Source organism: Pseudomonas sp. SDO55104_S430, from assembly GCF_054070595.1.
The window spans coordinates 53,419-79,636 of the sequence record NZ_JBSVXG010000007.1; the positions used below are offsets into that span (position 1 = coordinate 53,419).

The 26,218-nt window shown below is 59.9% G+C and carries 24 protein-coding genes; 12 read left to right on the forward strand and 12 right to left on the reverse strand.

The window, feature by feature from the left end; genetic code table 11:
• Positions 1-154: 154 nt before the first annotated feature.
• The 3 genes from ACW9JE_RS02425 (at position 155) to ACW9JE_RS02435 (ending at position 4,787) form a co-directional block, all read left to right on the forward strand.
• On the forward strand, positions 155-2,527 hold the full coding sequence (locus ACW9JE_RS02425; RefSeq protein ID WP_457431761.1) for a TOTE conflict system archaeo-eukaryotic primase domain-containing protein: 2,373 nt from the start codon (positions 155-157) through the stop codon (positions 2,525-2,527).
• 243 nt (positions 2,528-2,770) lie between these two features.
• On the forward strand, positions 2,771-3,871 hold the full coding sequence (locus tag ACW9JE_RS02430; RefSeq protein WP_224533929.1) for a type IV toxin-antitoxin system AbiEi family antitoxin: 1,101 nt from the start codon (positions 2,771-2,773) through the stop codon (positions 3,869-3,871).
• 4 nt (positions 3,872-3,875) lie between these two features.
• On the forward strand, positions 3,876-4,787 hold the full coding sequence (locus ACW9JE_RS02435) for a hypothetical protein (protein ID WP_224533928.1): 912 nt from the start codon (positions 3,876-3,878) through the stop codon (positions 4,785-4,787).
• 123 nt (positions 4,788-4,910) lie between these two features.
• Here ACW9JE_RS02435 and ACW9JE_RS02440 read toward each other — a convergent pair whose 3' ends face one another.
• Positions 4,911-5,630, reverse strand: coding sequence for a response regulator transcription factor (locus tag ACW9JE_RS02440; RefSeq protein WP_224533927.1), 720 nt, complete (start codon positions 5,628-5,630; stop codon positions 4,911-4,913).
• A 136-nt stretch (positions 5,631-5,766) separates the two neighbouring features.
• Between ACW9JE_RS02440 and ACW9JE_RS02445 the strand changes: the two genes are divergently transcribed.
• Positions 5,767-7,329 (forward strand): sensor histidine kinase, encoded by a 1,563-nt coding sequence (locus tag ACW9JE_RS02445; RefSeq protein ID WP_224533926.1) that lies wholly within the window; start codon positions 5,767-5,769, stop codon positions 7,327-7,329.
• Positions 7,330-7,509: 180 nt separating this feature from the next.
• Here the strand turns inward: ACW9JE_RS02445 and ACW9JE_RS02450 are convergent, their stop codons facing one another.
• From ACW9JE_RS02450 to glyQ, 4 genes are all read right to left on the reverse strand, one after another.
• The gene (locus tag ACW9JE_RS02450; protein ID WP_457431762.1) at positions 7,510-8,289 is read right to left on the reverse strand and encodes a lysophospholipid acyltransferase family protein; all 780 of its coding nucleotides are present in this window, start codon (positions 8,287-8,289) and stop codon (positions 7,510-7,512) included.
• A gap of 80 nt (positions 8,290-8,369) precedes the next feature.
• Positions 8,370-8,903: a D-glycero-beta-D-manno-heptose 1,7-bisphosphate 7-phosphatase gene (gene gmhB / locus ACW9JE_RS02455; RefSeq protein ID WP_457431763.1), complete on the reverse strand. Its 534-nt coding sequence runs from the start codon at positions 8,901-8,903 to the stop codon at positions 8,370-8,372.
• Between the two features lie 6 nt (positions 8,904-8,909).
• Positions 8,910-10,964 carry a glycine--tRNA ligase subunit beta gene (glyS, locus tag ACW9JE_RS02460; protein WP_457431764.1) on the reverse strand — a complete coding sequence of 685 codons (2,055 nt, stop codon included), beginning with the start codon at positions 10,962-10,964 and terminating at the stop codon, positions 8,910-8,912.
• Positions 10,961-11,914, reverse strand: a complete 954-nt coding sequence (gene glyQ, locus ACW9JE_RS02465) for a glycine--tRNA ligase subunit alpha (protein ID WP_003213601.1) — start codon at positions 11,912-11,914, stop codon at positions 10,961-10,963. The genes glyS and glyQ overlap by 4 nt, the downstream gene beginning before the upstream one ends.
• An 81-nt stretch (positions 11,915-11,995) precedes the next feature.
• Here glyQ and tag point away from each other — a divergent pair, with 81 nt between their 5' ends.
• From tag to ACW9JE_RS02480, 3 genes are all read left to right on the forward strand, one after another.
• Positions 11,996-12,553, forward strand: a complete 558-nt coding sequence (gene tag, locus ACW9JE_RS02470) for a DNA-3-methyladenine glycosylase I (RefSeq protein ID WP_175375703.1) — start codon at positions 11,996-11,998, stop codon at positions 12,551-12,553.
• 40 nt (positions 12,554-12,593) lie between these two features.
• Positions 12,594-13,481 carry a lysophospholipid acyltransferase gene (locus tag ACW9JE_RS02475; protein ID WP_224533924.1) on the forward strand — a complete coding sequence of 296 codons (888 nt, stop codon included), beginning with the start codon at positions 12,594-12,596 and terminating at the stop codon, positions 13,479-13,481.
• A gap of 71 nt (positions 13,482-13,552) precedes the next feature.
• Positions 13,553-13,792 (forward strand): PilZ domain-containing protein, encoded by a 240-nt coding sequence (locus tag ACW9JE_RS02480; protein WP_224533923.1) that lies wholly within the window; start codon positions 13,553-13,555, stop codon positions 13,790-13,792.
• Positions 13,793-13,799: 7 nt separating this feature from the next.
• Here ACW9JE_RS02480 and ACW9JE_RS02485 read toward each other — a convergent pair whose 3' ends face one another.
• The 5 genes from ACW9JE_RS02485 to def all read right to left on the reverse strand — a co-directional run bounded on the left by ACW9JE_RS02485 (position 13,800) and on the right by def (position 18,429).
• On the reverse strand, positions 13,800-14,114 hold the full coding sequence (locus ACW9JE_RS02485) for a tetratricopeptide repeat protein (RefSeq protein ID WP_224533922.1): 315 nt from the start codon (positions 14,112-14,114) through the stop codon (positions 13,800-13,802).
• Between the two features lie 87 nt (positions 14,115-14,201).
• The gene (gene trkA, locus ACW9JE_RS02490; RefSeq protein WP_457431765.1) at positions 14,202-15,578 is read right to left on the reverse strand and encodes a Trk system potassium transporter TrkA; all 1,377 of its coding nucleotides are present in this window, start codon (positions 15,576-15,578) and stop codon (positions 14,202-14,204) included.
• A 22-nt stretch (positions 15,579-15,600) separates the two neighbouring features.
• On the reverse strand, positions 15,601-16,911 hold the full coding sequence (gene rsmB / locus ACW9JE_RS02495) for a 16S rRNA (cytosine(967)-C(5))-methyltransferase RsmB (RefSeq protein WP_457431766.1): 1,311 nt from the start codon (positions 16,909-16,911) through the stop codon (positions 15,601-15,603).
• Positions 16,908-17,852: a methionyl-tRNA formyltransferase gene (fmt, locus tag ACW9JE_RS02500; protein ID WP_457431767.1), complete on the reverse strand. Its 945-nt coding sequence runs from the start codon at positions 17,850-17,852 to the stop codon at positions 16,908-16,910. The genes rsmB and fmt overlap by 4 nt, the downstream gene beginning before the upstream one ends.
• Positions 17,853-17,922: 70 nt before the next feature.
• The gene (gene def, locus ACW9JE_RS02505) at positions 17,923-18,429 is read right to left on the reverse strand and encodes a peptide deformylase (protein WP_457431768.1); all 507 of its coding nucleotides are present in this window, start codon (positions 18,427-18,429) and stop codon (positions 17,923-17,925) included.
• Between the two features lie 170 nt (positions 18,430-18,599).
• Here def and ACW9JE_RS02510 point away from each other — a divergent pair, with 170 nt between their 5' ends.
• The 3 genes from ACW9JE_RS02510 (at position 18,600) to ACW9JE_RS02520 (ending at position 21,423) form a co-directional block, all read left to right on the forward strand.
• Positions 18,600-19,625, forward strand: a complete 1,026-nt coding sequence (locus ACW9JE_RS02510) for a LysM peptidoglycan-binding domain-containing protein (protein WP_457431769.1) — start codon at positions 18,600-18,602, stop codon at positions 19,623-19,625.
• An 81-nt stretch (positions 19,626-19,706) separates the two neighbouring features.
• Positions 19,707-20,810, forward strand: coding sequence for a DNA-processing protein DprA (gene dprA, locus ACW9JE_RS02515; RefSeq protein ID WP_457431770.1), 1,104 nt, complete (start codon positions 19,707-19,709; stop codon positions 20,808-20,810).
• A gap of 55 nt (positions 20,811-20,865) precedes the next feature.
• A complete protein-coding gene (locus tag ACW9JE_RS02520) occupies positions 20,866-21,423 on the forward strand; it encodes an L-threonylcarbamoyladenylate synthase (protein ID WP_224541133.1) in 558 nt (185 codons plus the stop codon).
• Positions 21,424-21,535: 112 nt separating this feature from the next.
• On the opposite strand, the gene ACW9JE_RS02525 is transcribed toward ACW9JE_RS02520, so the two are convergent.
• Positions 21,536-22,513, reverse strand: a complete 978-nt coding sequence (locus ACW9JE_RS02525) for an NADPH:quinone reductase (RefSeq protein ID WP_224541131.1) — start codon at positions 22,511-22,513, stop codon at positions 21,536-21,538.
• A gap of 157 nt (positions 22,514-22,670) precedes the next feature.
• On the opposite strand from ACW9JE_RS02525, the gene hemF reads away from it, so the two are divergent.
• Positions 22,671-23,585, forward strand: a complete 915-nt coding sequence (gene hemF / locus ACW9JE_RS02530) for an oxygen-dependent coproporphyrinogen oxidase (RefSeq protein ID WP_224541129.1) — start codon at positions 22,671-22,673, stop codon at positions 23,583-23,585.
• Positions 23,586-23,598: 13 nt separating this feature from the next.
• Positions 23,599-24,420, forward strand: a complete 822-nt coding sequence (gene aroE / locus ACW9JE_RS02535) for a shikimate dehydrogenase (RefSeq protein ID WP_224541127.1) — start codon at positions 23,599-23,601, stop codon at positions 24,418-24,420.
• 123 nt (positions 24,421-24,543) lie between these two features.
• On the opposite strand, the gene ACW9JE_RS02540 is transcribed toward aroE, so the two are convergent.
• Positions 24,544-26,112, reverse strand: coding sequence for a SulP family inorganic anion transporter (locus tag ACW9JE_RS02540; protein WP_224541125.1), 1,569 nt, complete (start codon positions 26,110-26,112; stop codon positions 24,544-24,546).
• Between the last annotated feature and the right edge of the window lie 106 nt (positions 26,113-26,218).

Sequence of the window (26,218 nt, forward strand, 5' to 3'; positions counted from 1 at the left end):
GCTGAACGCTAATCTGGTAATCGCTGCGGCGGTGCTTCACCTTGTCTAGGTCCCTAATTCCAAATCTCGATCTTTCGATAACGAATGTTTTTCTGTGGGTTGAGTTGGCGGCGGGAGATGGTGAATTGGTTCTGACGGGTGGAGGTGAATAGTTGTGACAGACGCCAGTCAACTAGCGAAATTGAAAGCCGAAAACGCAAGGCTGATTGGGTTGCTCGAGGCTCACGGTATTGATTGGCACATTCCGATTGAGTCGGTTGAAACTCATGTTGTGCCCATTGTCCCTTCGAAGCAACTCAGTACTGACCGCAAGATTGCACTGTTCAGAAGCCTGTTCCGCGGAAGAAACGACGTCTACCCAATCCGCTGGGATAGCAAAGCAGGCAAGTCGGGATACGCACCGGCCTGTGCTAATGAGTGGCGGCCAGGGGTTTGTGAGAAACCGAAAATCAAGTGTGGCGATTGTGGCAACCGTCAGTTACTGCCGTTGACCGATGAGGTAATTTTTCGTCATCTGGCTGGGGAGGTAGTTGTTGGCATTTATCCTTTGCTACAGGACGACACCTGCTACTTTCTCGCCGTGGATTTTGATGAGGCCGAATGGCGTGATGATGCTCGAGCCTTCGTTCAGTCTTGTCATGAGTTGAATGTCCCGGCGTCGCTGGAGATTTCGCGATCAGGTAATGGGGCTCATGCATGGATATTCTTCGACAGTAAGGTTTCTGCCTACGATGCACGTCGTCTGGGGGCCGCGATCATCAGTCATGCTTGTGATCGTACCCGGCAATTGGCGCTGCGTTCATACGATCGATTGTTTCCAAACCAGGACTTTATGCCCAATGGTGGATTTGGGAACCTCATTGCATTGCCTCTGCAAAAGCGCGCCAGAGCCAATAACAACAGCGTATTTGTAGACGACTCGCTTCAACCTTATTCAGATCAATGGGCCTACCTGGCTTCCATCCAGCGAATGAGCCTGGCGAGTATCGAGCCGGTCATTATTCTGGCGATGGGGAATCGTGATCCGGTAGGTGTAGCGTACCTCAACGATGAGGGAGAGGCTGAACCTTGGAAAACTCCTGAGTTGAGGTCACGTAAGTTAGCTTGCCCTTTGCCGACGTCTATCACGATCACACTGGCTAATCTCGTGTATTTCGAAAAGTCGAAATTGCCACAGCCTTTGACAAACTCACTCGTCAGGCTTGCGGCCTTTCAGAATCCTGAATTCTATAAAGCCCAGGCAATGCGCATGTCGGTCTGGAATAAGCCGAGAGTTATTGGATGCGCGCAAAACTTTCCACAACATATCGCTTTGCCACGTGGTTGCCTCGATGCAGTGTTGGAACTATTTGAGGAAAACGGCATTGTCCCTTTGTTGCAGGATGAACGCTTTGAAGGCGCATCCATTGATGTGGGGTTCCTCGGCACTTTGCGCGCTGACCAAGAAGTTGCAGTCAACGCGATGCTCAATCACGACGTCGGAATTTTGTGTGCACCGACTGCATTCGGAAAAACCGTGAGTGCTGCTGCGGTGATAGCTAAACGCAGCGTTAACACATTGGTACTTGTGCACAGAACTGAATTATTGAGGCAGTGGCAGGAGCGCCTGCAGGCATTTTTAGGTGTTGGCGACGATGTGGTGGGAACCATTGGAGGTGGAAAAGCGAAACCTACAAAAGTCATTGATATTGCTGTTATGCAGTCTTTATCCCGAAAGGGTGAAATCAGTGACACGGTGAAAGACTATGGTCAGATCATCGTAGACGAGTGCCATCACGTATCAGCTGTTTCGTTCGAGGCGTTGTTGAGGAGTGCTCCAGCGCGATATGTGATTGGGCTTACAGCAACGCCAGTGCGTCGAGATGGGCAACAGCCGATCATTTTCATGCAGTGTGGTCCTGTCCGGCACTCCGCCACCCGACCGGCGAATGCCCCACATGATCTGACTGTGCTCCCCCGTTTGCTTTCCAAACCTATTGTCGTACCTGACAACTCAAAGATTCAGGATGTGTTCCGAATTGTGGCGGAGGATATTGAACGCACTGCCAGAATCGCCTCCGAGGTTGATCGTGCCTTTGGTCAAGGCAGGAAGATCTTGGTGCTGACTGAGCGTACTGAGCATGTGGCTGCTATTGAGGCTGCATTGAGGGGGCGCGTACATAACCTTTTTACACTTCATGGGCGGGTACCTAAAAAGCAGCGAATCTCCATCCTGAGCGAGCTTGACTCGCTTCCAGCCGATGCTCCACGTGTACTGGTTGCAACTGGGAAGTTGATTGGCGAGGGGTTCGATCATCCGGCATTGGATACTTTGGTGTTGGCGATGCCCATCTCCTGGAAAGGAATTCTTCAGCAATACACTGGCCGACTGCATCGGGCGCATGCTGATAAGGTTGACGTGAGAGTGATCGACTTCGTTGATGTAGGTAATGCTGCGCTGCAGAGAATGTGGGATAAGCGCCAGGCGGGATACAAGGCGATGGGTTACCGAATGGCTGATTCGCTAGCCACTATGGAACTGCTCTAGTCGGGGTTTTCTGTAAAACAGCTGATTCGTGGTCTGCACGCTTGAGAATGGTTCCGGCGTTACCAGCAGTGTTCACGGGCATGGCCAAGCCGACAATCAAGATGCCAGGTCAGATTGCGATTTGCGGCCTATGAACTGGGTTCATCTTTGTTTATGGTTTTTAGCTAGTTTATCTGTTCAGATAAACTATGTTTATTGAATAAACAAGGCTGCGCTTTTCTTACCTTCCTGGACGATTGAGCTATGCGGCGCGAAACATCTGACCACGACCAGCAACCCCTGATCGAGGCCTTCGTCGAATCGCTACAGAACGCGACGGGGACACAAATTCTTGACAGGAAGTACAACGTTCCTGGACCAGACGGCGATATTGACTTGCTGTTGAGGATCAATTCGCCCGATGGTCCATGGGATGTAGCAGTTGAAATGAAGCGAGTGATGTATCCGCGGGATGTCCGAGAAGCGGTATGGATTCTGGACCGTTATCGCTGCAATGCCGAGCGCAAAAGCAACGAGGCTGCTGTCGTCCCCATGGTTTTAGCTGAACAATTGAGCAGCGGCGCCCGTGAAGACCTAAAACGACGAGGCGTGGGTTATTACGATTCCAGCGGCTCTTTGTACTTTCGACACAATCGCTGGCTGATAAATATTGAGCGCAAGCCAAGTACGACTTCACAGAAGCAGCGTCGAGTGCCTCTGTTTACCGGAGCGCGCGAAATGGTGGTTCACGCGTTGCTTCAGACAAGGGGGGAATGGTTCACAGGGTTGGAGCTTGCTGAGACCTCCCAGACTTCAGTTTTTTCCGTTTCATCCGTTTTGCGTGAACTGGAGTTGCGAGAGTGGATTGAGGCAGACGGGAAGGGTCGTCTCCAGCGCAGACGTCTTACAAAACCAGGGGAGTTGTTAGATGCTTGGGCTGACGCTTGGCAGAAGCGCAAGGAAAGCAGATCGCGCTGGTATGTTTTCAGCTCCAATCCCAACCAGCTGCTAGACAAACTCTCCTTGAATGCTAAGGAGGCTGGGGAAAAAGACTGGGCCTTTACCGGGGCGATCGCGGCAAACAACCTTTCACCCTTGCTAACCCAGGTGGACATCGCAGAGGTGGAAATCATGCCTGGAACCAAAGAGTCTTTCGCTTACGCACTTGGTCTGAAGCCGGCGGAAAAAGGGGCTAACGTTGTGTTGGTAGAGCGCTCTGGTTCGAGCATGCTTTTTCGGCGTCATCATCCCGAATTCGAGGGCTGGTTTGCCAGTGAGTTCATTCAATATCTCGACTTGCAAGACGGACGAGGCCGTAATGCTGAGTTGGCTGCTCAGCTTCGACAAGATATTTTGAAGGTCTGAATAAATGGCACTGGCTCCTAAACCAAAAACTGCTGATGGTTACTCTGCAGACAAGACGGACGCCTGCGAGCAGGTTCTAGTGACCCTCCTTGGCGCATTCGGAACACTTAAATCCACCCTGCGCCTGGTAGGTGGATTAGTGCCGAGATACCTCACCCCAGAGTCTCATCCCGATGTTCCAGCGCACTTTGGTACATCGGATGTCGATATGGTGTTGAATCTTCAGTTAATCGCTGAGGGTGAAGGCTATGCATCCCTCGCCGAACAGCTAGAGCAGAGAGGATTTCAGCGATTCATTGAGCCAAATGGCTGGTCGTCTGGATGGCGTTGGTTTCGGCATATCTCAGAGAAAGAGTATGTACTTGTAGAGTTTCTACAGGGCGCCACAGAAGACTCTCCGGCTGGAAAATCTAAAAACGTTGACGGGGAAGCAGTATCAGCACTCGCGATTGATCATGCTGAAATCGTGCATGAATGGTACGAAGAGAGAGAAGTTACCGCCAAGTTGTTGACTGGTGGTGGCTATTCGATCGAAACAGTCCGTTATGCCGATCTGGTGGCATTTATCATTCTCAAGGCACTTGCCTTCGACGGTCGTGGTGAACCGAAGGACGCGGGGGATCTCATCCATGTATTGCGGTACTCAGGAGATCCAGCAGAAGTTGCGGCGAAATTTATTGAAAAAATCTTGTCTGCGCGCTATCCCGCCGCAGTAGAGGCCGCTATTCAGGCTTTGCAGAAAAGATTCTGCGAGGGGAACGGCGTAGAAGGTTACGAGCTCAACGGGCCGGTAGCCTATGCACAGTTCATCTACGGAAAGGGAGACGAGTTCACGGAAGAAAAAAGTCAGGCACAACGGTATGCATCGGGCTTGGTGACTGAAATTCTGATGCGCATCCGTAGTGGTGTGGCTTGAGTCTCACGCTAAGAACCGCGTAGGTATTTCGAAGCTATTTTTTTCCTTCATTCGGAGCTGTTGCCGATGAAAAAAGGCCAACGCTCAAGCGTTGGCCTTTTTTTACGTTGAATTAACCGGCAATTACGACGTCACTGCAGTCACACTCTCCAACCGATACCCATACCCATAAATAGTCAGCAACTGCCAACCCCGATCCGCGGTCAATCCCAGTTTGTTTCTCAGTCGATAGATGTGAGTATCCAGTGGCCGGGAGGAGTCCATTTCTTCGTGGGTCCAGAAGCGTTGGTAGAGGTATTCCCGCGACAGTGGCCGGCCGAGGTTGGTGAACAGGCAGCGCGCCAGTCGATATTCGCGTTCGGTCAGGACGATGGGTTTGCCGGCGCGTTTGATGGTCAGGTCAGCGTCGTCGAATACCAGGTCATTGAAGTTCAATACTTCGGTTGCCGCGGTGCGCTGTTGGCTGCGTCGACGCAGTACGGCGGTGACGCGGGCTTTCAGCTCGTTGGGGCGGAAGGGTTTGCTGACGTAGTCATCGGCGCCGGCATTCAACGCCTGGACGATGTCGCTCTCGGTATCGCGGCTGGTGAGCATGATGGCCGCCGGCGGGGCGTCCATGTGTTCGCGGGTCCATTGCAGCAGCGCGATGCCGCTGAGGTCCGGCAGTTGCCAGTCGAGGATGAGCAGGTCGTAGGTTTCCCTGCGCAGCTGACGCAGCAGATCCTCTCCCCTCTCAAAGCTGTGCAGGGCCCAGGCGTCTTCGCCCGGTTCGGCCATCTGATGGAGCGTCTGTTCCACCCGGCGCAATTCAGCCGGTTCATCGTCGAGCACTGCAATACGCATGGGCGGTGATTCCTTGGCTCTGAATACACTCCACAATGAAAGGACGATAGCTTCTCGAGTGGCGGAGTGAAAGTAAGAAGCACGCCGCTGGTCGACGTCCGCTATGATTTCAGTCATCCATCCAGACCTGTGCCCCATGAACGATTTCTCTCGCGACCGGGTATTCAAGATGAAAGAGCGTCGTCGGGAAAGCCGGGAGCCGACCCAAGTCCAGCGGCTGTTCAGGAAAATGGTCCGTGAATGGCTGTGGATAAGCGTGGTGCTGTTGCCGCTGACTGCCCTGCTTTCTTATCGCACGCAGATGAACCTGCACGATGCCACTCCTGCCCTCGGCGCTTTTCTGTCCTTCGGCCTGCTGATCTCTGTTTTGGGATTGCTGCTGTGGTTGCCTCGCCTGGCGCTCTGGGTGATGTTGGCCGGCATGGGCTGCGCGTTTTTGACCAGTGCCGGCTTGGCGGAGCAGCGCTACTGGTGGTCACCGACCCCCAGCGTTCTGGGAATGTTGTTCGGCTACCTGATCTGGAACTGGCGGCGCCTGAGCGTGGTGCTGACCTATTTCGGCTGGGAGCTGGCGAGACTCGACAGCGAACCGAAAGTCTTCCCCGAGCGCCGTCGCTCGCACTTCCCCACCGGCGACCGCCTGCGCGGCCAGGTCATCGCCCTGGAACAAGCCATCAGCCGCACACGCGATGCCCGGCGTTTCATTGCCGATGGCCTGGAGCATCTGCCCGTTGCCACGTTGATCAGCGACCCCAAGGGACAAATCCTGCTGGGCAACCGCAAGGCTCGCGCGTTGTTCAGCGCTGAACTGGTGGGCGATGACGTACTCGAGCAGTTGAAGCAACTGGGCTATCCGGCATTGGCTCAAAGCACGCCTGCGCTGTTGTCCGAATTACCGATGCTGGAATTTCGCGATATCAAGGAGCGCAGCCTGCGTCTGGAACGTGCGCCGCTGCTGCCTGTGGGCGGTGAAACACCGGTCGGTTGGCTGTTGAGTCTGACGGACCTGAGCGTCGAGCGCGAAGCGGAGGAACAGCGCAGCGTGATGCTGCGGTTCCTGTCCCATGACCTGCGAGCGCCCCATTCGGCCATCCTCGCCCTGCTCGATGTGCATCGGCATCAGGTCGGGGGCGATGCGCAATTGTTCGATCAGATCGAGTTGCAGGTGCGCCGGGCGTTGAATTTGACTGACGGCTTCGTCCAGCTAGCCAAGGCCGAATCCGACGCCTATGTGTTTCAGCCGAGCCTCTTTGCAATGGTGGTACTGGATGTGTTCGACCAGGCCTTGCCCATCGCGCAGCAGAAAGAGATCGAACTGGACCAGCAGATCGATGAGCAGGCCCAGGAAAGCCTGATCATGGCCGATCAGGCGCTGCTGACCCGGGCGATGTTCAACCTGCTGGAGAACGCGATCAAGTACAGCGCCAGCGGAACCCGCGTGAGTCTGCAGGTCAGCCGCAGTAACGGTTGGCTCACCTGCGAACTAATCGATCAAGGCAAGGGCATTGCCACCCAGGAGCTGCCTGATTTGTTCAGCCAGTACCGGCGGTTTTCCTCGGCCCAAGGGATTGATGGTGTGGGTCTTGGCCTGTCGATGGTCAAGGCCGTGGTGGACCGCCATGGGGGACGGATCGACTGCCGCAGCGTGCTCGGAGAGGGGACCTGCTTCAGTCTGCAGTTCCCTTTGTACGAAGAGTGAAACAGCCTGTTCGCGGGCATAAAAAAACCGGCTATATCAGCCGGTTTTTTTGCGCCCGAAAAAAACTTATGCACGTTTTTCCAGATTTTAGAGTTTTAAAAAATATCTAAATAAATCATGCGTTTAGAATCGAAATTGGAAACCTGTCAATAAATTGGTACACAGGTTATCCACAGAAACTCAGACGGCCACCTGATCACTGGCGGTCGGAGCCTGCGGAGCCGGTGGCAGCGAGCCCATTTCCCGCTGGGTTTGCTCGTTCCAGGCCTGCACGCGATCGTTCAGATCGGCGATGGCCCGAGGTCCGCTGCCCTCGGCATACATCGGTGCGCCGATGACCACGGTAATCACGCCCTGATTCTTGGCCCAACCGGTTTTGGGCCAGAACTTGCCGGCGTTGTGGGCGACGGGCAATACAGGCAGTTCGGCATTCACCGCCAGCGCAGATCCGCTGCGCGAGAACTTGCCAACGGTGCCGTAAGGAACGCGGGTGCCTTCCGGGAAAATCAGTACCCAGACGTTGTCCTTGAGCAGCTCGTCGCCCTTGGACGCGACTTGCTTGAGCGCGGCTTTCGGGTTGTCACGATCGATGGCGATCGGTCGCAGCATGGCCATCGCCCAGCCGAAGAACGGTACGTACAGCAGCTCGCGCTTGAGTACCTGGCTCAACGGCGAAAAATAGGCCGACAGAAAGAACGTTTCCCAGGTGCTCTGGTGATTCGACACGATCACGCAGGGCCGCTCTGGCACGTTCTCGGCGCCCTTGATTTCGTAATGGATGCCGAGGAACACCTTGCTCAACCACAAGGCGCAGCGGCACCAGTAAACGTTGATGAAGCGATAACGCGCCTTGAACGGCAGAAAGGGCGCGATAAAAAAGCTAAGGCTGCACCACAGCAGGGAGCTGGTGCCCAGCAGCAGGTAAAAGAGGAAAATTCTGATGGCCTGCAGTATCGACATGGCGACGTTTACCGTTACGGGCATTGCCCGACTGTTCAAGCGCACTCCCGAACATTCCTTGTCAGGATGTCGAAAGCGCTTTAATTGAGGATAAGTTCTGCGGCAATCGCCGCCAGATCGTCGAAAATCAAGGTGCCTGCCGGTAGGGTCTTGCCCAAAGTCTTTTCACCTTTCCCGGTCTTTACCAAAACTGGCTGAGAATCGACGGCTTTGGCGGCTTCCAGGTCACCGATACTATCGCCGACGAACCAGAGATTGGTCAGCGATACGTTGTAATGTGCGGCGATGTTTTTCAACATCCCGGGTTTTGGCTTGCGGCAATCGCAGCCATCGTCCGGCCCATGCGGGCAGTAGACGATCAGCCCGACCTCGCCACCCTTTTCCGCCACCAGCGAGCGCAAGCGATCGTGCATGGCATCCAGGGTCGCGATGTCGTAATAGCCGCGAGCGATGCCCGACTGGTTGGTAGCGACCGCTACCGTCCAGCCGGCCTTGCTCAACTGCGCGATGGCTTCGATCGAACCGGGAAGTGGAATCCACTCCTCCACCGACTTGATGTAAGCGTCGGAGTCGTAATTGATCACTCCGTCCCGATCGAGAATCAGCAGTTTCAAACAGTCTTACCCCAGCAACGAAATGTCGGCGACGCCGAGGAACAGGCCACGCAGGCGCGCCAGCAAGGCATAACGGTTGGCGCGGACATTGGCATCTTCCGCGTTGACCATCACCGCTTCGAAGAACGCATCCACCGGCTCGCGCAGGGCGGCCAGGCGAGCCAGGGACTCGCTGTACTGACGCGAAGCGGCCATCGGCTGAACCGCCTGGTCCGCCTGCTGGATCGCCGAGTACAGGGAGAACTCGTTGGCGTTGTCGAAGTACTTGGCTTCCACCACGGTCGGCACGGAGCCTTCGACCTTGCTCAGCAGGTTCGATACACGTTTGTTCACGGCGGCCAGTGCTGCGGCTTCCGGCAACTTGCGGAACGCTTGCACCGCTTGTACGCGCTGGTCGAAGTCCAGAGCAGAACCTGGCTTCAGAGCGCGTACCGACAGGTAAGTGGCAACGTCGACGCCTTCGTCTTCGTAACGGGCACGCAGGCGATCGAAGATGAACTCCAGCACCGCCTCGTTCAGACCGGCTGCCTTGACCTTGGCACCGAACGCATTCACGGCGAAGGCCACGGCGTCGTTCAGGTCCAGATCCAGTTGTTTCTCGATCAGGATGCGCAGCACGCCCAGTGCGGCACGGCGCAGGGCATACGGGTCCTTGCTGCCGGTTGGCAGCATGCCGATGCCGAAAATCCCCACCAGGGTATCGAGCTTGTCGGCGATGGCCACGGCCGCACCGGTCAGGGTGCTCGGCAGTTCAGCGCCGGCACCGCGCGGCATGTACTGCTCGTTCAGGGCCAGGGCGACGTCTTGCGGCTCGCCATCGTTGAGGGCGTAGTAGTAACCGGCGACACCTTGCATCTCCGGGAACTCGCCGACCATTTCGGTCGCCAGGTCGCACTTGGACAGCAAGCCGGCACGCGCGGCCCACGAAGCGTTGCCGCCGATGCGCGCGGCAATATAAGCAGCGAGTTTGGAAACGCGCTCGGCCTTGTCATAGACGCTGCCGAGTTTTTCCTGGAACACCACGTTCTGCAGACGCTGGTTGAAGTCTTCCAGCTTCTGCTTCTTGTCCTGCTTGAAGAAGAACTCGGCGTCGGTCAGACGTGGGCGAACCACTTTCTCGTTACCGGCGATGATCTGCTGCGGGTCCTTGCTCTCGATGTTGGCCACGGTGATGAAGCGTGGCAGCAACTTGCCGTCGACATCCAGCAGGCAGAAGTACTTCTGGTTGTCCTGCATGGTGGTGATCAGGGCTTCTTGCGGCACATCGAGGAAGCGCTCTTCGAACGAGCACACCAGCGGCACAGGCCACTCGACCAGCGCGGTCACTTCATCGAGCAAGTCCGGCGGCACGATCGCGGTGCCTTCCTGACGGGTAGCCAGTTCTTCGGTGCGCTTGCTGATGATGTCGCGACGCTCGTTGGCGTCGGCCAGCACGTAGGCGGCACGCAGGTCGGCCAGGTAGCTGGACGGCGAACCGATACGCACGTTTTCCGGGTGATGGAAACGGTGACCGCGGGAGTCGCGACCGGCCTTCTGAGCGAGGATGGTGCAGTCGATGACCTGGTCACCGAGCAGCATCACCAGCCATTGGGTCGGACGAACGAACTCTTCCTTGCGCGCGCCCCAGCGCATGCGCTTTGGAATCGGCAGGTCGTTGAGGGAGTCTTCGACGATGGTCGGCAGCAGGCTGGCGGTCGGCTTGCCGGCGATGCTCTGGCTGTAGCGCAGTTTCGGACCGCTCTGGTCGATTTCGCTCAGGTCGACACCGCACTTCTTGGCGAAGCCCAATGCTGCTTGCGTTGGATTGCCTTCGGCATCGAAGGCGGCCTGACGTGGCGGGCCGTCCAGGTTGATGCTGCGATCCGGCTGCTGGGTGGCCAGCGCGGTGATCAGCACGGCCAGACGACGCGGCGCGGCGTAGACGGTTTTGGTCTCGTAGTTCAGGCCGGCGGCTTGCAGGCCCTTGTCGATACCGGCAAGGAACGCCTCGGCCAGGGTGTTCAGGGCTTTGGGTGGCAGTTCTTCAGTGCCCAGTTCAACCAGAAAATCCAGAGCACTCATTGTGCAGCCTCCAGCTTGGCCAGTACTTCGTCACGCAGGTCCGGGGTCGCCATCGGGAAGCCCAGCTTGGCGCGCGCCAGCAGGTAGGCTTGCGCAACGGAACGCGCCAGGGTGCGAACACGCAGGATGTATTGCTGACGCGCAGTCACGGAAATCGCCCGGCGCGCATCCAGCAGGTTGAAAGTATGGGAGGCCTTCAACACCATTTCGTAGCTCGGCAACGGCAGCGGCTGGTCGAGTTCGATCAGGCGCTTGGCTTCGCTTTCATAGAAGTCGAACAGTTCGAACAGCTTCTCGACGTTGGCGTGTTCGAAGTTGTAGGTCGACTGCTCCACTTCGTTCTGGTGGAACACGTCGCCGTAGGTCACCTTGCCGAACGGACCGTCGGCCCAGACCAGGTCGTAGACCGAATCCACGCCCTGCAGGTACATGGCCAGACGTTCCAGGCCGTAGGTGATCTCGCCGGTCACCGGGTAGCACTCGATGCCGCCGGCTTGCTGGAAGTAAGTGAACTGCGTCACTTCCATGCCGTTGAGCCAGACTTCCCAGCCCAGACCCCACGCGCCGAGCGTCGGCGATTCCCAGTTGTCTTCGACGAAGCGGATGTCATGCACCAATGGGTCCAGGCCCACGTGCTTGAGGGAGCCCAGGTACAGTTCCTGGAAATTGTCCGGGTTCGGCTTCAGGACCACCTGGAACTGGTAGTAGTGCTGCAGACGGTTCGGGTTTTCGCCGTAGCGGCCGTCAGTCGGGCGGCGGCTTGGCTGCACGTAGGCGGCGTTCCAGGTTTCCGGGCCGATGGCGCGCAGGAATGTAGCGGTGTGGAAAGTGCCGGCGCCTACTTCCATATCGTAGGGCTGAAGTACCACACAACCTTGCTCGGCCCAGTATTGCTGCAGGGCGAGGATCAAGTCTTGGAAGGTACGCACGGCTGGCGTAGGCTGGCTCACGAAATTCACCTGTTTCTTGGGCTGCGATTTAAAGAGCGGGAGTATACCCGATTCGTTGCTGCGCACGCCCCCTGGAGCCTTATGCCACGCTGCTTTTGGTGTTCCGAAGATCCGCTGTACATGGCTTATCACGATCAGGAGTGGGGCACGCCGCTACGCGATGCGCAGGGTTTGTTCGAGTTGCTTTTGCTCGAAGGGTTCCAGGCCGGGCTTTCCTGGATCACCGTGCTGCGCAAACGCGAGCACTATCGCCAGGTGATGTTCGGCTTCGATGTGCAGCGCGTGGCGCAGATGAGCGACGCGGAAATCGATGAATTGATGCTCGATCCGGGCATCATCCGCAATCGCCTCAAGCTCAATGCGGCCCGACGCAATGCTCAGGCCTGGATGGCGCTGGAGGACCCGGTGGCGTTTCTCTGGTCCTTCGTCGGCGGTGTGCCGAAGATCAATCACTTCAAGGATCGCAGCGAAGTGCCGGCCGTCACGCCCGAGGCGGTGGACATGAGCAAGGGCCTGAAAAAGGCCGGCTTCACTTTCGTCGGGCCGACCATTTGCTACGCGTTGATGCAGGCCTCGGGCATGGTCATGGACCACACGCAGGATTGCGACCGCTACGCGATGCTGGCGAACGGCGGTTAGAATAGCCGCCTCGCGCACAGCACAAGATCAGGAGTGACCTGTGGATAAGTTTAAAGGCGCCTTGCTGGTAGGCGCTCTGCGGCTGTTTGCCCTGCTTCCGTGGCGGGCAGTGCAGGCCGTTGGCTCAGCCATTGGCTGGTTGATGTGGAAAACCCCTAATCGTTCGCGCGATGTGGTGCGGATCAACCTCGCCAAGTGCTTTCCGGACATGGACCCCGCCGAACGCGAGCGCCTGGTCGGCCAGAGCCTGAAAGACATCGGCAAATCCCTGACCGAAAGCGCCTGCGCCTGGATCTGGCCGGCCCAGCGCTCCATCGATCTGGTGCGCGAAGTCGAAGGCCTCGACGTATTGAAGGATGCTCTCGCCTCCGGCAAAGGCGTCGTCGGCATCACCAGCCACCTGGGCAATTGGGAAGTGCTCAACCACTTCTATTGCAGCCAGTGCAAACCGATCATTTTCTACCGCCCGCCCAAGCTCAAGGCTGTGGATGAATTGCTGCAGAAGCAGCGGGTGCAATTGGGCAACAAAGTGGCGGCCTCTACCAAGGAAGGCATCCTCAGCGTCATCAAGGAAGTGCGCAAAGGTGGTGCAGTGGGTATTCCCGCTGACCCGGAACCGGCCGAATCCGCCGGTATTTTCGTGCCGTTCTTCGCTACCCAGGCCCTGACCAGCAAGTTCGTACCGAACATGCTCGCAGGCCATAAGGCGGTCGGCGTGTTCCTGCATGCCCTGCGCCTGCCGGACGGTTCGGGCTACAAAGTGATTCTGGAAGCGGCGCCCGAGGCCATGTACAGCACCGATACCGCCACTTCCTGCGCGGCCATGAGCCAGGTAGTCGAGCGTTATGTGCGGGCGTATCCGAGCCAGTACATGTGGAGCATGAAGCGCTTCAAGAAGCGTCCTCCGGGAGAGGAGCGCTGGTACTGAGTCGATTGGCATGATCTGTGGATAATTCTTTGGCGGGGTTATCCACAACCGTTCACTGAAGGGCGCAATAGATGTCCGAACAACGCAAATCCTTTCGCATCAAGATCAGTCACGAGAGCTTTGGCGAATGCCTGGGCCAGACGCGAAATCTTTCGACCACCGGGGTCTACGTCAAGCATCCAGCCTTGGCGGCATTGCCCAGAGGCGCGGTTGTTTACGGGCAGGTCCAGGACTTACCCACAGGCGCGCCGCAGGTGAAGATGGAGGTTGTGCAGGTGGATGCCGAAGGGATTGGCCTGCGTTATCTCTAAACAGCTATCAGTGTGCCTGACGGTCGAGTTTCTTCAGGAACACAGTCATTTCCTTCTCGGCCTGCTTGTCGCCATGGGCTTGCGCGGCTTGCAGGCCTTTCTCCCAGGCCGAGCGCGCGGCGTCATGCTCCGCCAGCGCCAGATGGGCCTTTCCCAGCAGTTTCCAGGCCGCCGAATACTTCGGATCGAGCTCGACGCAGCGCTGCAAATGTTCCACAGCCTTGGCGTTTTCCCCCAGATCCAGATAGCCCTTGCCCAGGCCGAAGCGCAGCAATGGGTTATCCACACCCTTGGCGAGCATTTTTTCCAGCGATTCGATCATGGTGGGGTCCTTGTTTGGGGCGTTCACAAAACCTGTGGGAGCGGGCTTGCCCGCGAAGAGGCTCGCCCAATCACCGCAAAATCGGGATCAGAAGAAGCTCAATCCCACATGGAACAGCTTTTCCACATCGCGAATATGCTTTTTATCCACAAGGAACAGGATCACATGGTCCCCGGTCTGGATCACCGTGTCGTCGTGGGCAATGATCACTTCTTCATCGCGGATGATCGCGCCGATGGTGGTGCCCGGCGGCAGGCCGATGTTTTCGATGGCCTTGCCGATCACCTTGCTCGATTTCGCGTCACCGTGGGCGATGGCCTCGATGGCTTCCGCCGCGCCCCGGCGCAATGAGTGCACGCTGACGATATCGCCACGCCGCACGTGGGCCAGCAAGGTGCCGATGGTTGCCAGCTGCGGGCTGATGGCGATGTCGATATCGCCGCCCTGGATCAGGTCGACGTAAGCCGGGTTGTTGATGATGGTCATCACCTTCTTCGCGCCCAGGCGCTTGGCCAAGAGCGAGGACATGATGTTCGCCTCGTCGTCGTTGGTCAGGGCCAGGAAGATGTCCGCGTCGGCGATGTTCTCTTCCATCAGCAAGTCGCGGTCCGAGGCGCTGCCTTGCAGCACCACCGTGCTGTCGAGGTGATCGGAGAGATGGCGACAGCGCGCCGGGTTCATCTCGATGATCTTCACCTGGTATCGGCTTTCGATGGCCTCGGCCAGTCGCTCGCCGATCTGCCCGCCGCCGGCGATGACGATGCGCTTGTAGGTCTCGTCGAGGCGGCGCATTTCACTCATGACCGCGCGGATGTTGGCGCGGGCGGCGATGAAAAACACCTCGTCGTCCGCTTCGATCACCGTATCGCCTTGAGGCAGGATCGGCCGGTCACGCCGGAAAATCGCCGCGACGCGGGTTTCGACATTGGGCATGTGCTCGCGCAGCTGGCGCAGTTGCTGGCCCACCAGCGGCCCGCCGTAGTACGCCCGCACCGCCACCAGTTGCGCCTTGCCTTCGGCGAAGTCGATCACCTGCAAGGCGCCCGGATGCTGAATCAGGCGCTTGATGTAGTTGGTGACCACTTGCTCCGGGCTGATCAGCACGTCCACCGGAATCGCTTCGTTATCGAACAACTCATCGGCGCGGGTCAGGTACGCGGCTTCGCGCACCCGGGCGATTTTCGTCGGCGTGTGGAACAGGGTGTGGGCGACCTGGCAGGCGACCATGTTGGTTTCGTCGCTGTTGGTCACCGCGACCAGCATGTCGGCATCATCGGCGCCGGCCTGGCGCAGCACGCTCGGGATCGAGCCGCGACCCTGGATGGTGCGGATGTCCAGGCGGTCGCCGAGGTCGCGCAGGCGCTCGCCGTCGGTGTCGACCACCGTGATGTCGTTCGCTTCGCTCGCCAGGTGTTCGGCCAGCGAACCCCCCACCTGCCCTGCACCAAGGATGATGATTTTCATCCAGTCACTCCATTGAATCCGTTTAACCGCGCGCGGCGGCGATCTTGATCAGCTTGGCGTAATAGAAACCGTCGTGTCCGCCTTCCTGGGCCAGCAACTGGCGGCCGTGAGGCTGTTTGATGCCCGCTGCGGTGGCGAGGTCCAGCTCACGGGCTCCCGGCGTGCGGGCGAGGAACGCCTCAATGACTTCGGTGTTCTCGGTCGGCAAGGTGGAGCATGTGGCGTAGAGCAGGATGCCGCCGACCTCCAGGGTTTTCCACATGGCGTCGAGCAACTCGCCTTGCAGCAGCGCCAGCGCGGCGATGTCATCGGGCTGGCGGGTGAGCTTGATGTCCGGGTGACGGCGAATCACCCCGGTGGCCGAGCACGGCGCGTCCAGCAGGATGCGCTGGAACGGTTTGCCATCCCACCAGGCCTGAGTGTCGCGGCCGTCGGCGGCGATCAGTTCGGCGTTCAGGCCCAGGCGATCGAGGTTCTCCCGTACCCGCACCAGCCGCTTGGCTTCCAGGTCCACCGCCACCACGCCGGCCAGTGCCGGCTGGGCTTCGAGGATGTGGCAAGTCTTGCCGCCCGGCGCACAGCAGGCATCCAGCACACGCTGGCCTGGCGCGAGGTCGAGCAGATCGGCCGCCAGTTGCGCGGCTTCGTCCTGCACGCTGATCCAGCCGTCGGCGAAACCGGGCAGGCTGCGCACGTCGGTGGCGGCCTCGAGGATGATGCCGTCGCGGCTATACACGCATGGGCTGGCAGTGATGCCCGCCGCGACCAGCAATTGCAGATAGGCATCGCGAGCATGATGGCGGCGGTTGACCCGCAGGATCATCGGCGGGTGCGCGTTGTTCGCCGCGCAAATCGCTTCCCACTGCTCAGGCCAGAACGCCTTCAGGGATTTTTGCAGCCAGCGCGGGTGAGCGGTGCGCACCACTGGATCGCGCTCCATCTCCGCAAACAGGGCTTCGCTTTCCCGTTGGGCGCGGCGCAGTACGGCATTGAGCAGGGCTTTGGCCCAGGGCTTTTTCAACTTGTCGGCGCAACCGACGGTTTCGCCGATGGCGGCATGGGCCGGCACGCGGGTGTAGAGCAATTGGTAGAGGCCGACCAGCATCAGCGCCTCGACATCGGCGTCTGCGGCCTTGAATGGCTTCTGCAGCAACTTGGCCGCCAGCTCCGACAGGCGCGGCTGCCAGCGCGCGGTGCCGAATGCCAGGTCCTGGGTGAAACCGCGATCACGGTCCTCGACCTTTTCCAACTGCGTCGGCAGCGAACTGTTGAGTGAGGCTTTGCCGCTGAGGACGGCGGCCAGTGCCTTGGCGGCGGCCAGACGTGGATTCATTGACCGAGCACCGTGCCGATGGCGAATTTCTCGCGACGGCTGTTGAACAGGTCGCTGAAGCTCAGGGCCTTGCCGCCGGGCAATTGCAGGCGGGTCAGGCACAGCGCCTGCTCACCGCAGGCGACGATCAGGCCTTCCTTGCTGGCGCCGATGATTTCCCCGGGGCCGCCCTTGCCGTCTGCGAGGCTGGCGGCCAGGACTTTCAGGGCTTCGCCATTCAGCGTGCTGTGGGTGATCGGCCATGGGTTGAAGGCGCGCACCAGTCGCTCCAGTTCGACCGCCGGGCGGGACCAGTCGATGCGTGCTTCGTCCTTGTTCAGTTTGTGTGCGTAGGTGGCGAGGCTGTCGTCCTGCACTTCGCCTTCCAGAGTCCCGGCAGCGAGGCCGGCAATTGCCTGGATTACGGCGGGCGGGCCCATCTGCGCGAGACGATCGTGCAGGCTGCCGCCAGTGTCTTCGGCGCTGATCGGCGTGATGACTTTCAGCAGCATCGGACCGGTGTCGAGGCCGGCTTCCATGCGCATCACGGTCACGCCGCTTTCGGCGTCACCGGCTTGCACGGCGCGCTGGATCGGCGCCGCACCGCGCCAGCGTGGCAGCAGGGAGGCGTGGCTGTTGATGCAACCCAGGCGCGGAATATCCAGCACCACTTGCGGCAGAATCAGGCCGTAGGCGACCACCACCATCAAGTCCGGTTTCAGCGCGGCCAGCTCAGCCTGAGCCTCTTCATTGCGCAGGGTCGGCGGTTGCAGCACCGGGATGTCGTGCTCCAGTGCCAACTGCTTGACCGGGCTCGGCATCAGCTTCTGCCCACGACCTGCCGGGCGATCCGGTTGGGTGTAGACCGCGACGATCTCGTAAGGGCTGCTCAGCAGGGCCTTGAGGTGTTCGGCGGCGAATTCCGGGGTGCCGGCAAAGACAATGCGCAGTGGCTCGGTCATGGGTGGCTCTCTATTGCAAAGCTTCTTGAAAAGAAAAAGGCTTGCCGCGGCAAGCCTTTGAAGAGGGGCATCAGGCGTTCTGGCGGTGAAGCTTTTCCAGTTTCTTCTTGATGCGGTCGCGTTTGAGCGTGGACAGGTAATCGACGAACAATTTGCCGTTCAGGTGGTCGCATTCATGCTGGATGCATACGGCGAGCAGGTCTTCGGCGATCAATTCGTAAGGCTTGCCGTCGCGGTCCAGTGCCTTGACCTTGACCCGTTGCGGGCGATCGACGTTTTCGTAGAAACCCGGTACCGAAAGGCAGCCTTCCTGATACTGGCCCATGTCTTCGGTCAGGGGTTCGAGCTCGGGGTTGATGAACACTCTCGGTTCGGTGCGGTCTTCGGAAAGGTCCATCACGACAATGCGTTTGTGGACGTTGACCTGGGTCGCGGCGAGGCCGATGCCTGGAGCCTCATACATTGTTTCAAACATGTCATCGACCAGCTGACGCACTTCGTCGTCCACTACGTCCACCGGTTTGGCGATGGTGCGCAGGCGCGAGTCAGGGAATTCGAGGATGTTCAAAATGGCCATAAGCTTGAGGACTGCACGTGTGAGATATGGTCGGATCGGCGCCTGGCGAGTCCGAAGATGCAGGCTACCGTTGTAAAACGTAGCTCCCTTCTTCTCATAAGCAAGGCGGGAGCGAGCCACTGACGGCTCTGGCGTTTCACGCGAACGGACATAATAAAGGGATTCACCGCATGAGGAAATCACTACTCGCCCTGCTCCTTCTGGTCTCGGCCGGTTGGGCACACGGGCAAGTGCAACTCAAGGAAGGTTTTCCACAGCAATACACGGTGGTCTCGGGGGACACGCTCTGGGGCATCTCGGGAAAATTCCTCCGCGAACCTTGGCAATGGCCACAGTTGTGGCAGGCCAATCCACAAATCGAAAACCCCAATCTCATCTATCCCGGCGATACGCTCTCGCTGGTCTACGTCAATGGTCAGCCACGCCTGACCCTCGATCGCGGCGCGTCGCGCGGCACCATCAAGCTTTCCCCCAGAGTGCGCAGCAGCCCGGTGGCCGATGCCATTCCGAGCATTCCGCTCAAATCCATCAACAGCTTTCTGCTGAGCAACCGCATCATTAACAAGGTCGAGGATTTCGACCAGGCGCCGTACATCGTGGCCGGCGATGCTGAACGCGTGCTCAGCGGCATGGGTGACCGCATCTTCGCCCGTGGCCACTTCGACATGGCGCAGCCGGTCTACGGCATCTTCCGCCAGGGCAAGGTCTACACCGATCCGCAGACCCAGGAGTTTCTGGGGATCAACGCCGATGACATCGGCGGCGGCGAGATTGTCGCCACCGAGGGTGACGTCGCCACCCTGGCCCTGCAGCGCACGACCCAGGAAGTGCGCCTCGGCGATCGTCTGTTCAGCAGCGAGGAGCGCTCGATCAACTCGACCTTCATGCCCAGCGCCCCGAAAGCCCCGGTCGAAGGCTTGATCATCGATGTGCCCCGTGGCGTTACCCAGATCGGTGCGCTGGATGTGGTCACGCTGAACAAGGGCCAGCGCGATGGCCTGGTCGAAGGCAATGTGTTGGCGGTGATGAAAACCGGTGAAACCGTACGTGACCGGATCAGCGGCCAGCCGGTGAAGATTCCCGATGAGCGCGCGGGGCTTCTGATGGTGTTCCGCACCTACGACAAGCTCAGCTACGGGCTGGTGCTCAACGCCTCGCGCTCGCTGGCGGTGATGGACAAGGTACGAAATCCGTAAGCACGCTTCACAAGTTACCAACAGAGTTATCCACAGCTTATGCCCGCCTGGATGGGGGCTTATAACGATCAAGGATGATCCATGTCGCCATCTGCTGTTGCACCGGTTTCCCCCGCGGAACTGGAAGCTCGTCTACGTCTGCACCGCTTGCCGGACATCGGTCCGGCGCGGTTCAAAAAACTGCTCGAAGCCTTCGGCTCGGCGTCCAAGGCTATCAGTGCACCGGCCAGTGCCTGGCGGGCGCTGGGTTTGCCGCTGAGTTGTACGGAGGCTCGGCGTTGTCCCGACGTTCGCGATGGCGCCAGCCATGCGCTGGCCTGGCTGGAGCGTCCGGCCCAGCATTTACTGATGTGGGACCAGCCTGACTACCCTGCTCTCCTGGCGGAAATCAGCGACGCACCGCCCCTGCTGTTCGTGGCGGGCGACCCCGGGATTCTGGAAAAACCGCAGCTGGCGATGGTCGGCAGTCGTCGCGCTTCACGGCCGGGTATGGACACCGCCGCCGCGTTTTCCCGCAGTCTGGCCAGTGGCGGTTTTGTGATCACCAGCGGTCTCGCCCTGGGCATCGATGCCGCTGCCCATCAGGCGGCATTGGATGTCGGTGGACAGACTATCGGCGTGCTGGGCACGGGCATTGAAAAGTTTTATCCACAGCGCAATCGTCGACTGGCCGACGCGATGATCGCCTCGGGCAGCGCGGTGGTTTCCGAGTTCCCGCTGGACGCCTGCCCCAGCGCCAGCAATTTTCCGCGACGCAATCGCATCATCAGCGGTTTGTCCCTGGGGGTGCTGGTGGTGGAAGCCAGTGTCGCCAGCGGCTCGTTGATTACCGCGCGGCTGGCGGCGGAGCAGGGTCGCGAGGTGTATGCGATTCCAGGTTCGATTCATCACCCGGGCGCCAAGGGTTGTCATCAGCTGATCCGCGATGGCGCCGCCCTGGTGGAAACCGTCGAACATATCCTCGAAGCCCTGCGCGGCTGGCAGCAGGCGTCCTTCTCCCCTGCGCCGGTCAAGGCTGCGCGCCATCCATTGCTGGCGCTGCTCCACGCCGCTCCCCACACCAGTGAAGCCTTGGCTGATGCCAGTGGCTGGGCGCTGTCCAAAGTGCTGTCGGCGCTGACTGAACTGGAGATGGAAGGCAGCGCCATCTGCGAAAACGGGCGATGGATTGCGCGGGTGAGCTAGGTTTTATAAACAAGATCGGTAAACTGCGCAGAGCCTTATTCTGGAGAGTTTATTCATGGTCAACAGTTGGCGTGTGCAACAAGCCGCACGAGCTATTCGCGCCGGGGCGGTGCTTGCCTACCCAACCGAAGCTGTCTGGGGTCTGGGTTGCGACCCATGGGACGAAGAGGCAGTGGAGCGTTTGTTGCTGATCAAGGGCCGGTCTCCCGAAAAGGGTCTGATTCTGGTCGCGGACAACATTCGCCAGTTCGACTTCCTGTTCGAGGACTTCCCTGAACTATGGATGGACCGCATGGCCAGCACCTGGCCAGGGCCGAACACCTGGCTGGTGCCGCACCAGGACCTGTTGCCCGAGTGGATTACCGGTGTGCATGACACGGTGGCCCTGCGGGTCAGCGATCATCCGCAAGTGCGCGAGTTGTGCGCGCTGGTCGGGCCGCTGGTATCGACCTCCGCCAACCCCCAGGGCCGCCCGGCGGCGCGCACGCGGCTTCGCGTCGAGCAGTATTTCCGCGGCGAGGTGGATATGGTGCTGGGCGGGATGCTGGGTGGGCGCAAGAATCCGAGTGTGATTCGGGATCTGGCGACCGGCCGGGTTGTGCGCCCGGATTAAGACCGCATTATCGTTTTTCGCGGGCAAGCCTCGCTCCTACAGTTCCAGGTCGTACACCCATCGTGCGAACGACCGAAAACTGTAGGAGCGAGGCTTGCCCGCGAAGGCGTCCTCAAGGCAGAAGAACAACCGACCCAGTCGTACGCCGCGCCGAAAGCTCAGTCTGCGCCTTCGCCGCATCCGCCAGCGCAAACCGCTGACTGATATCCACCGTCAACTTGCCGCTGATGATCATCTCGAACAGCTCATCGGCCATGCGCTGCAGATTCTCGGCATTGTTGGCGTAAGTCCCCAGCGTCGGCCGAGTAACATACAGCGAGCCCTTCGCCGCCAGAATCCCCAGGTTCACCCCATCCACCGCGCCGGACGCATTGCCGAAGCTCACCACCAGTCCCCGCGGCTGAACGCTGTCCAGGGACGTCAGCCAGGTGTCCTTGCCGACGCCGTCGTACACCACCTGGACCTTCTTGCCGTCGGTCAACTCCAGCACCCGTTGAGCCACGTTTTCGTGGCTGTAGTCGATGGTCGCCCAGGCGCCGTTGGCCTTGGCCAGCGCGGCTTTCTCCGCCGAGCTTACGGTGCCGATCAATTTTACGCCCAGAGCCTTGGCCCACTGACAGGCCAGGGAGCCGACACCGCCGGCAGCGGCGTGGAACAGAACGGTTTCGCCACCCTTGAGTTCGTAGGTCTGACGCAGCAGGTACTGCACGGTCAAGCCCTTGAGCATGACCCCGGCGGCCTGTTCGAAGCTGATGGCGTCCGGCAGCTGTACCAGATTGGCCTCGGGCAGAACGTGCAGCTCGCTGTAGGCGCCCAACGGGCCGCTGCCATAGGCCACGCGATCACCGACCTTGAACCGGGTGACTTCGCTGCCGATCGCCTCGACCACGCCAGCCCCTTCCGAGCCCATGCCCGATGGCAGGGACGGTGGCGGATACAGTCCGCTGCGGTAATAGGTATCGATGAAGTTCAGGCCAATGGCCTTGTTGCTCACACGCACTTCCTTCGGGCCGGGCGCGGCGGGCTGGTAATCCACATACTCAAGCACTTCGGGGCCGCCATGGGCACGGAACTGGATACGCTTTGCCATCTGCTCTCTCCTGAGGTCGATTTACCAAGCGCCCTATCGAACTCCTAAGCTTGATCTTCGTCAACTGCGACGCGGCGAGGTGCAGTGTTATCCTGTGCAGCAATTTGCCGCCGGCTTTTAGAACGCCGTGTAGCTTTGCCCGATCCAAGGTGATGACATGACTACCCGCACCGAGGCCGTAAAAGCCTACCTGCTCGACCTGCAAGACCGTATCTGCGCTGCGCTGGAAGCCGAAGACGGCGGCACGCGTTTCGTCGAAGACGCCTGGACCCGGCCTGCCGGCGGTGGCGGACGTACGCGGGTGATCGAAAACGGTACGGTCATCGAAAAGGGCGGCGTCAACTTTTCCCACGTGTTCGGCAGCGGCCTGCCGCCGTCCGCCAGCGCCCACCGGCCGGAACTGGCCGGGCGTGGCTTCGAAGCCCTGGGCGTGTCGCTGGTGATTCACCCGCACAACCCGCACGTCCCGACTTCCCACGCCAACGTGCGATTCTTCATCGCCGAAAAAGAAGGCGAAGAGCCGGTCTGGTGGTTTGGCGGCGGTTTCGACCTGACTCCCTACTACGGCAACGTCGACGACTGCGTGCACTGGCACCGCGTCGCCGAACAGGCCTGCGCGCCGTTCGGTCCGGACGTCTACTCGCGCTACAAGGCCTGGTGCGACAGCTATTTCCACATCAAGCATCGCCACGAGCCCCGGGGCATCGGCGGCCTGTTCTTCGATGACCTGAACGAGTGGGACTTCGACACCAGTTTCGCCTTCATGCGCGCCATCGGTGACGCCTACATCGATGCGTACCTGCCGATCGTGCAGCGCCGCAAGCACGACGCCTTCACGGCCCAGCAGCGTGAATTCCAGGAATTCCGCCGTGGCCGTTATGTCGAGTTCAACCTGGTGTACGACCGCGGGACCTTGTTCGGCCTGCAATCGGGCGGTCGCACCGAGTCGATCCTCATGTCCCTGCCGCCGCAAGTGCGCTGGGGCTATGACTGGAAAGCCGAACCCGGCAGCGAAGAAGCGCGCCTGACCGAATACTTCCTGCAAGACCGCGACTGGTTGGCTGAGGCCTGAACGAGGATTGTTGATGGACCGCTACGTTGTTTTCGGTAACCCGATTGGCCACAGCAAGTCGCCACTGATTCACCGCTTGTTCGCCGAACAGACTGTGCAGCAACTGGACTACAGCGCCTCGCTGGCGCCGCTCGATGGTTTTACCGACTTTGCCCGGGCGTTTTTCCTCGAAGGACGCGGCGCGAATGTGACCGTGCCGTTCAAGGAAGAAGCCTTCCGCCTGGCTGACAGCCTGACCGCACGCGCGCAACGGGCCGGCGCGGTGAACACCCTGAGCAAGCTCGCCGACGGCACCTTGCTGGGCGACAACACCGACGGCGCGGGCCTGGTTCGCGATTTGACGGTCAATGCCGGCTTCAGCCTGGCGGGCAAACGCATTTTGCTGCTCGGTGCCGGCGGCGCGGTGCGCGGTGCGCTGGAACCTTTGCTCGCCGAACAGCCGGCGTCGGTGATCATCGCCAACCGCACCGTGGACAAGGCCGAGCTGCTGGCGGAACTGTTCAGCGACCTGGGTCCGGTATCGGCCAGCGGCTACGACTGGCTGGAAGAATCGGTCGACCTGATCATCAACGCCACGTCCGCCAGCCTGTCCGGTGATGTTCCACCGATTGCCGGCAGCCTGATCGAACCGGGCAAAACGGTCTGCTACGACATGATGTACGGCAAGGAACCGACCTCGTTCTGCCGCTGGGCCAGCGAACAGGGCGCGGCGGTGTCGATGGATGGTCTTGGGATGTTGGCCGAACAGGCGGCGGAAGCCTTCTTCCTGTGGCGCGGCGTGCGCCCGGATACGGCGCCGGTGCTGGCCGAATTGCGCCGCCAACTAGCCGCGTAACACCCATCTCCTGTAGGAGCGAGCACGCTCGCGATGGTCGTCAACGATAACGCTGGGGGTCTGGCTTCCCGCGGTGTCTGTGCGTTCATCGCGAGCGTGCTCGCTCCTACAGGGGGCAGCGTTTCAATCTTCGAAGCGGATCGGGCATTTCTCCGCCCCTTCCAGCTTGCGCAATTCCTCCACCACCTGCGGCCGCGCCCGGCGCAGGGTCAGGCTGCGATCCTGACGCAGCAACCGCCGCGCCTCCTGATGCAGCATCTCCACCCCTGAATAGTCGATGAAGTTGATCTGCTGCGCCTCGATCACCACCCGCGCGCCGTGCATGCGTTGCAACCGCACTTGCAGGTAATGGCTGGCGCCGAAAAAGATCGAACCGCCCACCCGCAGAATGTCCTCGTCGCCATCGCGCACATGCTGTACCCGTGGTTGCGAGGTGCGCTTGAGGTAGAAGAACAGCGACGCCAGGACGCCGGCATAGATTGCCGTCTGCAATTCCAGCAAGAGCGTGGCGGTGCAGGTCAGGGTCATGACCACGAATTCGGCGCGACTGACCCGCAGCAACGCGCGAATGCCGCGATGGTCAACCAGGCCCCAGGCGATCAGCAGAATGCTGCCGGCCATGGCCGGGATCGGGATGTGCTCGATCAACTGCGCGCCGAACACGGCGAACAGCGCCACCCACATCGCCGAAAAGATCCCCGCCATGGGTGAGCAGGCCCCCGCTTCGTAGCTCAGACCCGAGCGGGTGAAGGAGCCGGCTGACAGAGATCCGGAGAAAAACGCACCGATGATGTTGGACAAGCCCTGGGCGCGGACTTCCTGGTTGGCGTCGAGTAATTGCTGCGAACGTGCCGAGATCGAGCGGGCGATCGACAGGCTGGTGACCAACCCGAGCATGCCCACGGCCACTGCACTGGGCAGCAGGCGCAGGATCAGCTCGAGGTCCAGCGGCAGCGGGCTGAAGGGTGGCAGCCGGCCGACGAAGGCGCTGACCAATGCCACGTGACCGAACATCGACGGCCACAGCCACACCAGCAGCGAGGCCATTACGAGAGTGATCAACAGCGTTGGCCAGCGCGGCAGCCACAACTTGAGGAGCATGCCCACCACTACCGTCGCCAATCCCAGCAACAGCGAAGGCTTGTCGATCTCAGCGAGGTGCCTGAACAGCGTGATGAAGCTGTCCAGCGCGGTGGCCTGGCTTGGCAGGTCCAGCCCCATCAGGTTGGGCAACTGGCCGATGGCGATCACCACCGCTGCGCCCAAGGTGAAGCCGAGCACCACGGAGTGGGAGACGAAGTTCACCAGCGCACCGAAGCGCAGCATTCCCAGCAACCATTGGAAAATGCCGGCCAGGAAGGTCAGCAACAGAATCAGGGTGACGTAGTCCTGCGACGCCGGTACGGCCAGGGGACTGACGCTGGCGTATAGAACAATGGAAATCGCCGCCGTAGGACCGCAGATCAAATGCCACGACGAGCCCCACAGGCACGCGATCAAGACCGGAATGATCGCCGCATACAGGCCGTACTCCGGCGGGAGACCGGCGATCAGGGCGTAGGCAATGGATTGCGGCAACGCGAGAATGGCGCCACTCAAGCCGACGATCAGGTCGCGGCCGACACTGCTGCGGGTTTGGCGGGGCAACCAGCTGAGAAAAGGGAAGAGTGAATGGCGGCTGGGCAGGGCCATGGGTCCTCTCGGTTGGGGGTTTTACAAAAGGGTATCAGGACATCACTTGTGGGAGCGGGCTTGCTCGCGAATGCGGTGTGTCAGCCAGCGATATTTTGACTGACAG

Bases quoted from the DNA above. Each gene is read 5' to 3' on its own strand.
- ACW9JE_RS02430 (WP_224533929.1), top strand. From the start codon at position 2,771: ATGCGGCGCGAAACATCTGACCACGACCAGCAACCCCTGATCGAGGCC.
- ACW9JE_RS02435 (WP_224533928.1), top strand. From the start codon at position 3,876: ATGGCACTGGCTCCTAAACCAAAAACTGCTGATGGTTACTCTGCAGAC.
- ACW9JE_RS02440 (WP_224533927.1), bottom strand. From the start codon at position 5,630: ATGCGTATTGCAGTGCTCGACGATGAACCGGCTGAATTGCGCCGGGTG.
- ACW9JE_RS02445 (WP_224533926.1), top strand. From the start codon at position 5,767: ATGAACGATTTCTCTCGCGACCGGGTATTCAAGATGAAAGAGCGTCGT.
- ACW9JE_RS02450 (WP_457431762.1), bottom strand. From the start codon at position 8,289: ATGTCGATACTGCAGGCCATCAGAATTTTCCTCTTTTACCTGCTGCTG.
- glyS (WP_457431764.1), bottom strand. From the start codon at position 10,964: ATGAGTGCTCTGGATTTTCTGGTTGAACTGGGCACTGAAGAACTGCCA.
- tag (WP_175375703.1), top strand. From the start codon at position 11,996: ATGCCACGCTGCTTTTGGTGTTCCGAAGATCCGCTGTACATGGCTTAT.
- ACW9JE_RS02480 (WP_224533923.1), top strand. From the start codon at position 13,553: ATGTCCGAACAACGCAAATCCTTTCGCATCAAGATCAGTCACGAGAGC.
- ACW9JE_RS02485 (WP_224533922.1), bottom strand. From the start codon at position 14,114: ATGATCGAATCGCTGGAAAAAATGCTCGCCAAGGGTGTGGATAACCCA.
- trkA (WP_457431765.1), bottom strand. From the start codon at position 15,578: ATGAAAATCATCATCCTTGGTGCAGGGCAGGTGGGGGGTTCGCTGGCC.
- rsmB (WP_457431766.1), bottom strand. From the start codon at position 16,911: ATGAATCCACGTCTGGCCGCCGCCAAGGCACTGGCCGCCGTCCTCAGC.
- fmt (WP_457431767.1), bottom strand. From the start codon at position 17,852: ATGACCGAGCCACTGCGCATTGTCTTTGCCGGCACCCCGGAATTCGCC.
- def (WP_457431768.1), bottom strand. From the start codon at position 18,429: ATGGCCATTTTGAACATCCTCGAATTCCCTGACTCGCGCCTGCGCACC.
- ACW9JE_RS02510 (WP_457431769.1), top strand. From the start codon at position 18,600: ATGAGGAAATCACTACTCGCCCTGCTCCTTCTGGTCTCGGCCGGTTGG.
- dprA (WP_457431770.1), top strand. From the start codon at position 19,707: ATGTCGCCATCTGCTGTTGCACCGGTTTCCCCCGCGGAACTGGAAGCT.
- ACW9JE_RS02520 (WP_224541133.1), top strand. From the start codon at position 20,866: ATGGTCAACAGTTGGCGTGTGCAACAAGCCGCACGAGCTATTCGCGCC.
- ACW9JE_RS02525 (WP_224541131.1), bottom strand. From the start codon at position 22,513: ATGGCAAAGCGTATCCAGTTCCGTGCCCATGGCGGCCCCGAAGTGCTT.
- hemF (WP_224541129.1), top strand. From the start codon at position 22,671: ATGACTACCCGCACCGAGGCCGTAAAAGCCTACCTGCTCGACCTGCAA.
- aroE (WP_224541127.1), top strand. From the start codon at position 23,599: ATGGACCGCTACGTTGTTTTCGGTAACCCGATTGGCCACAGCAAGTCG.
- ACW9JE_RS02540 (WP_224541125.1), bottom strand. From the start codon at position 26,112: ATGGCCCTGCCCAGCCGCCATTCACTCTTCCCTTTTCTCAGCTGGTTG.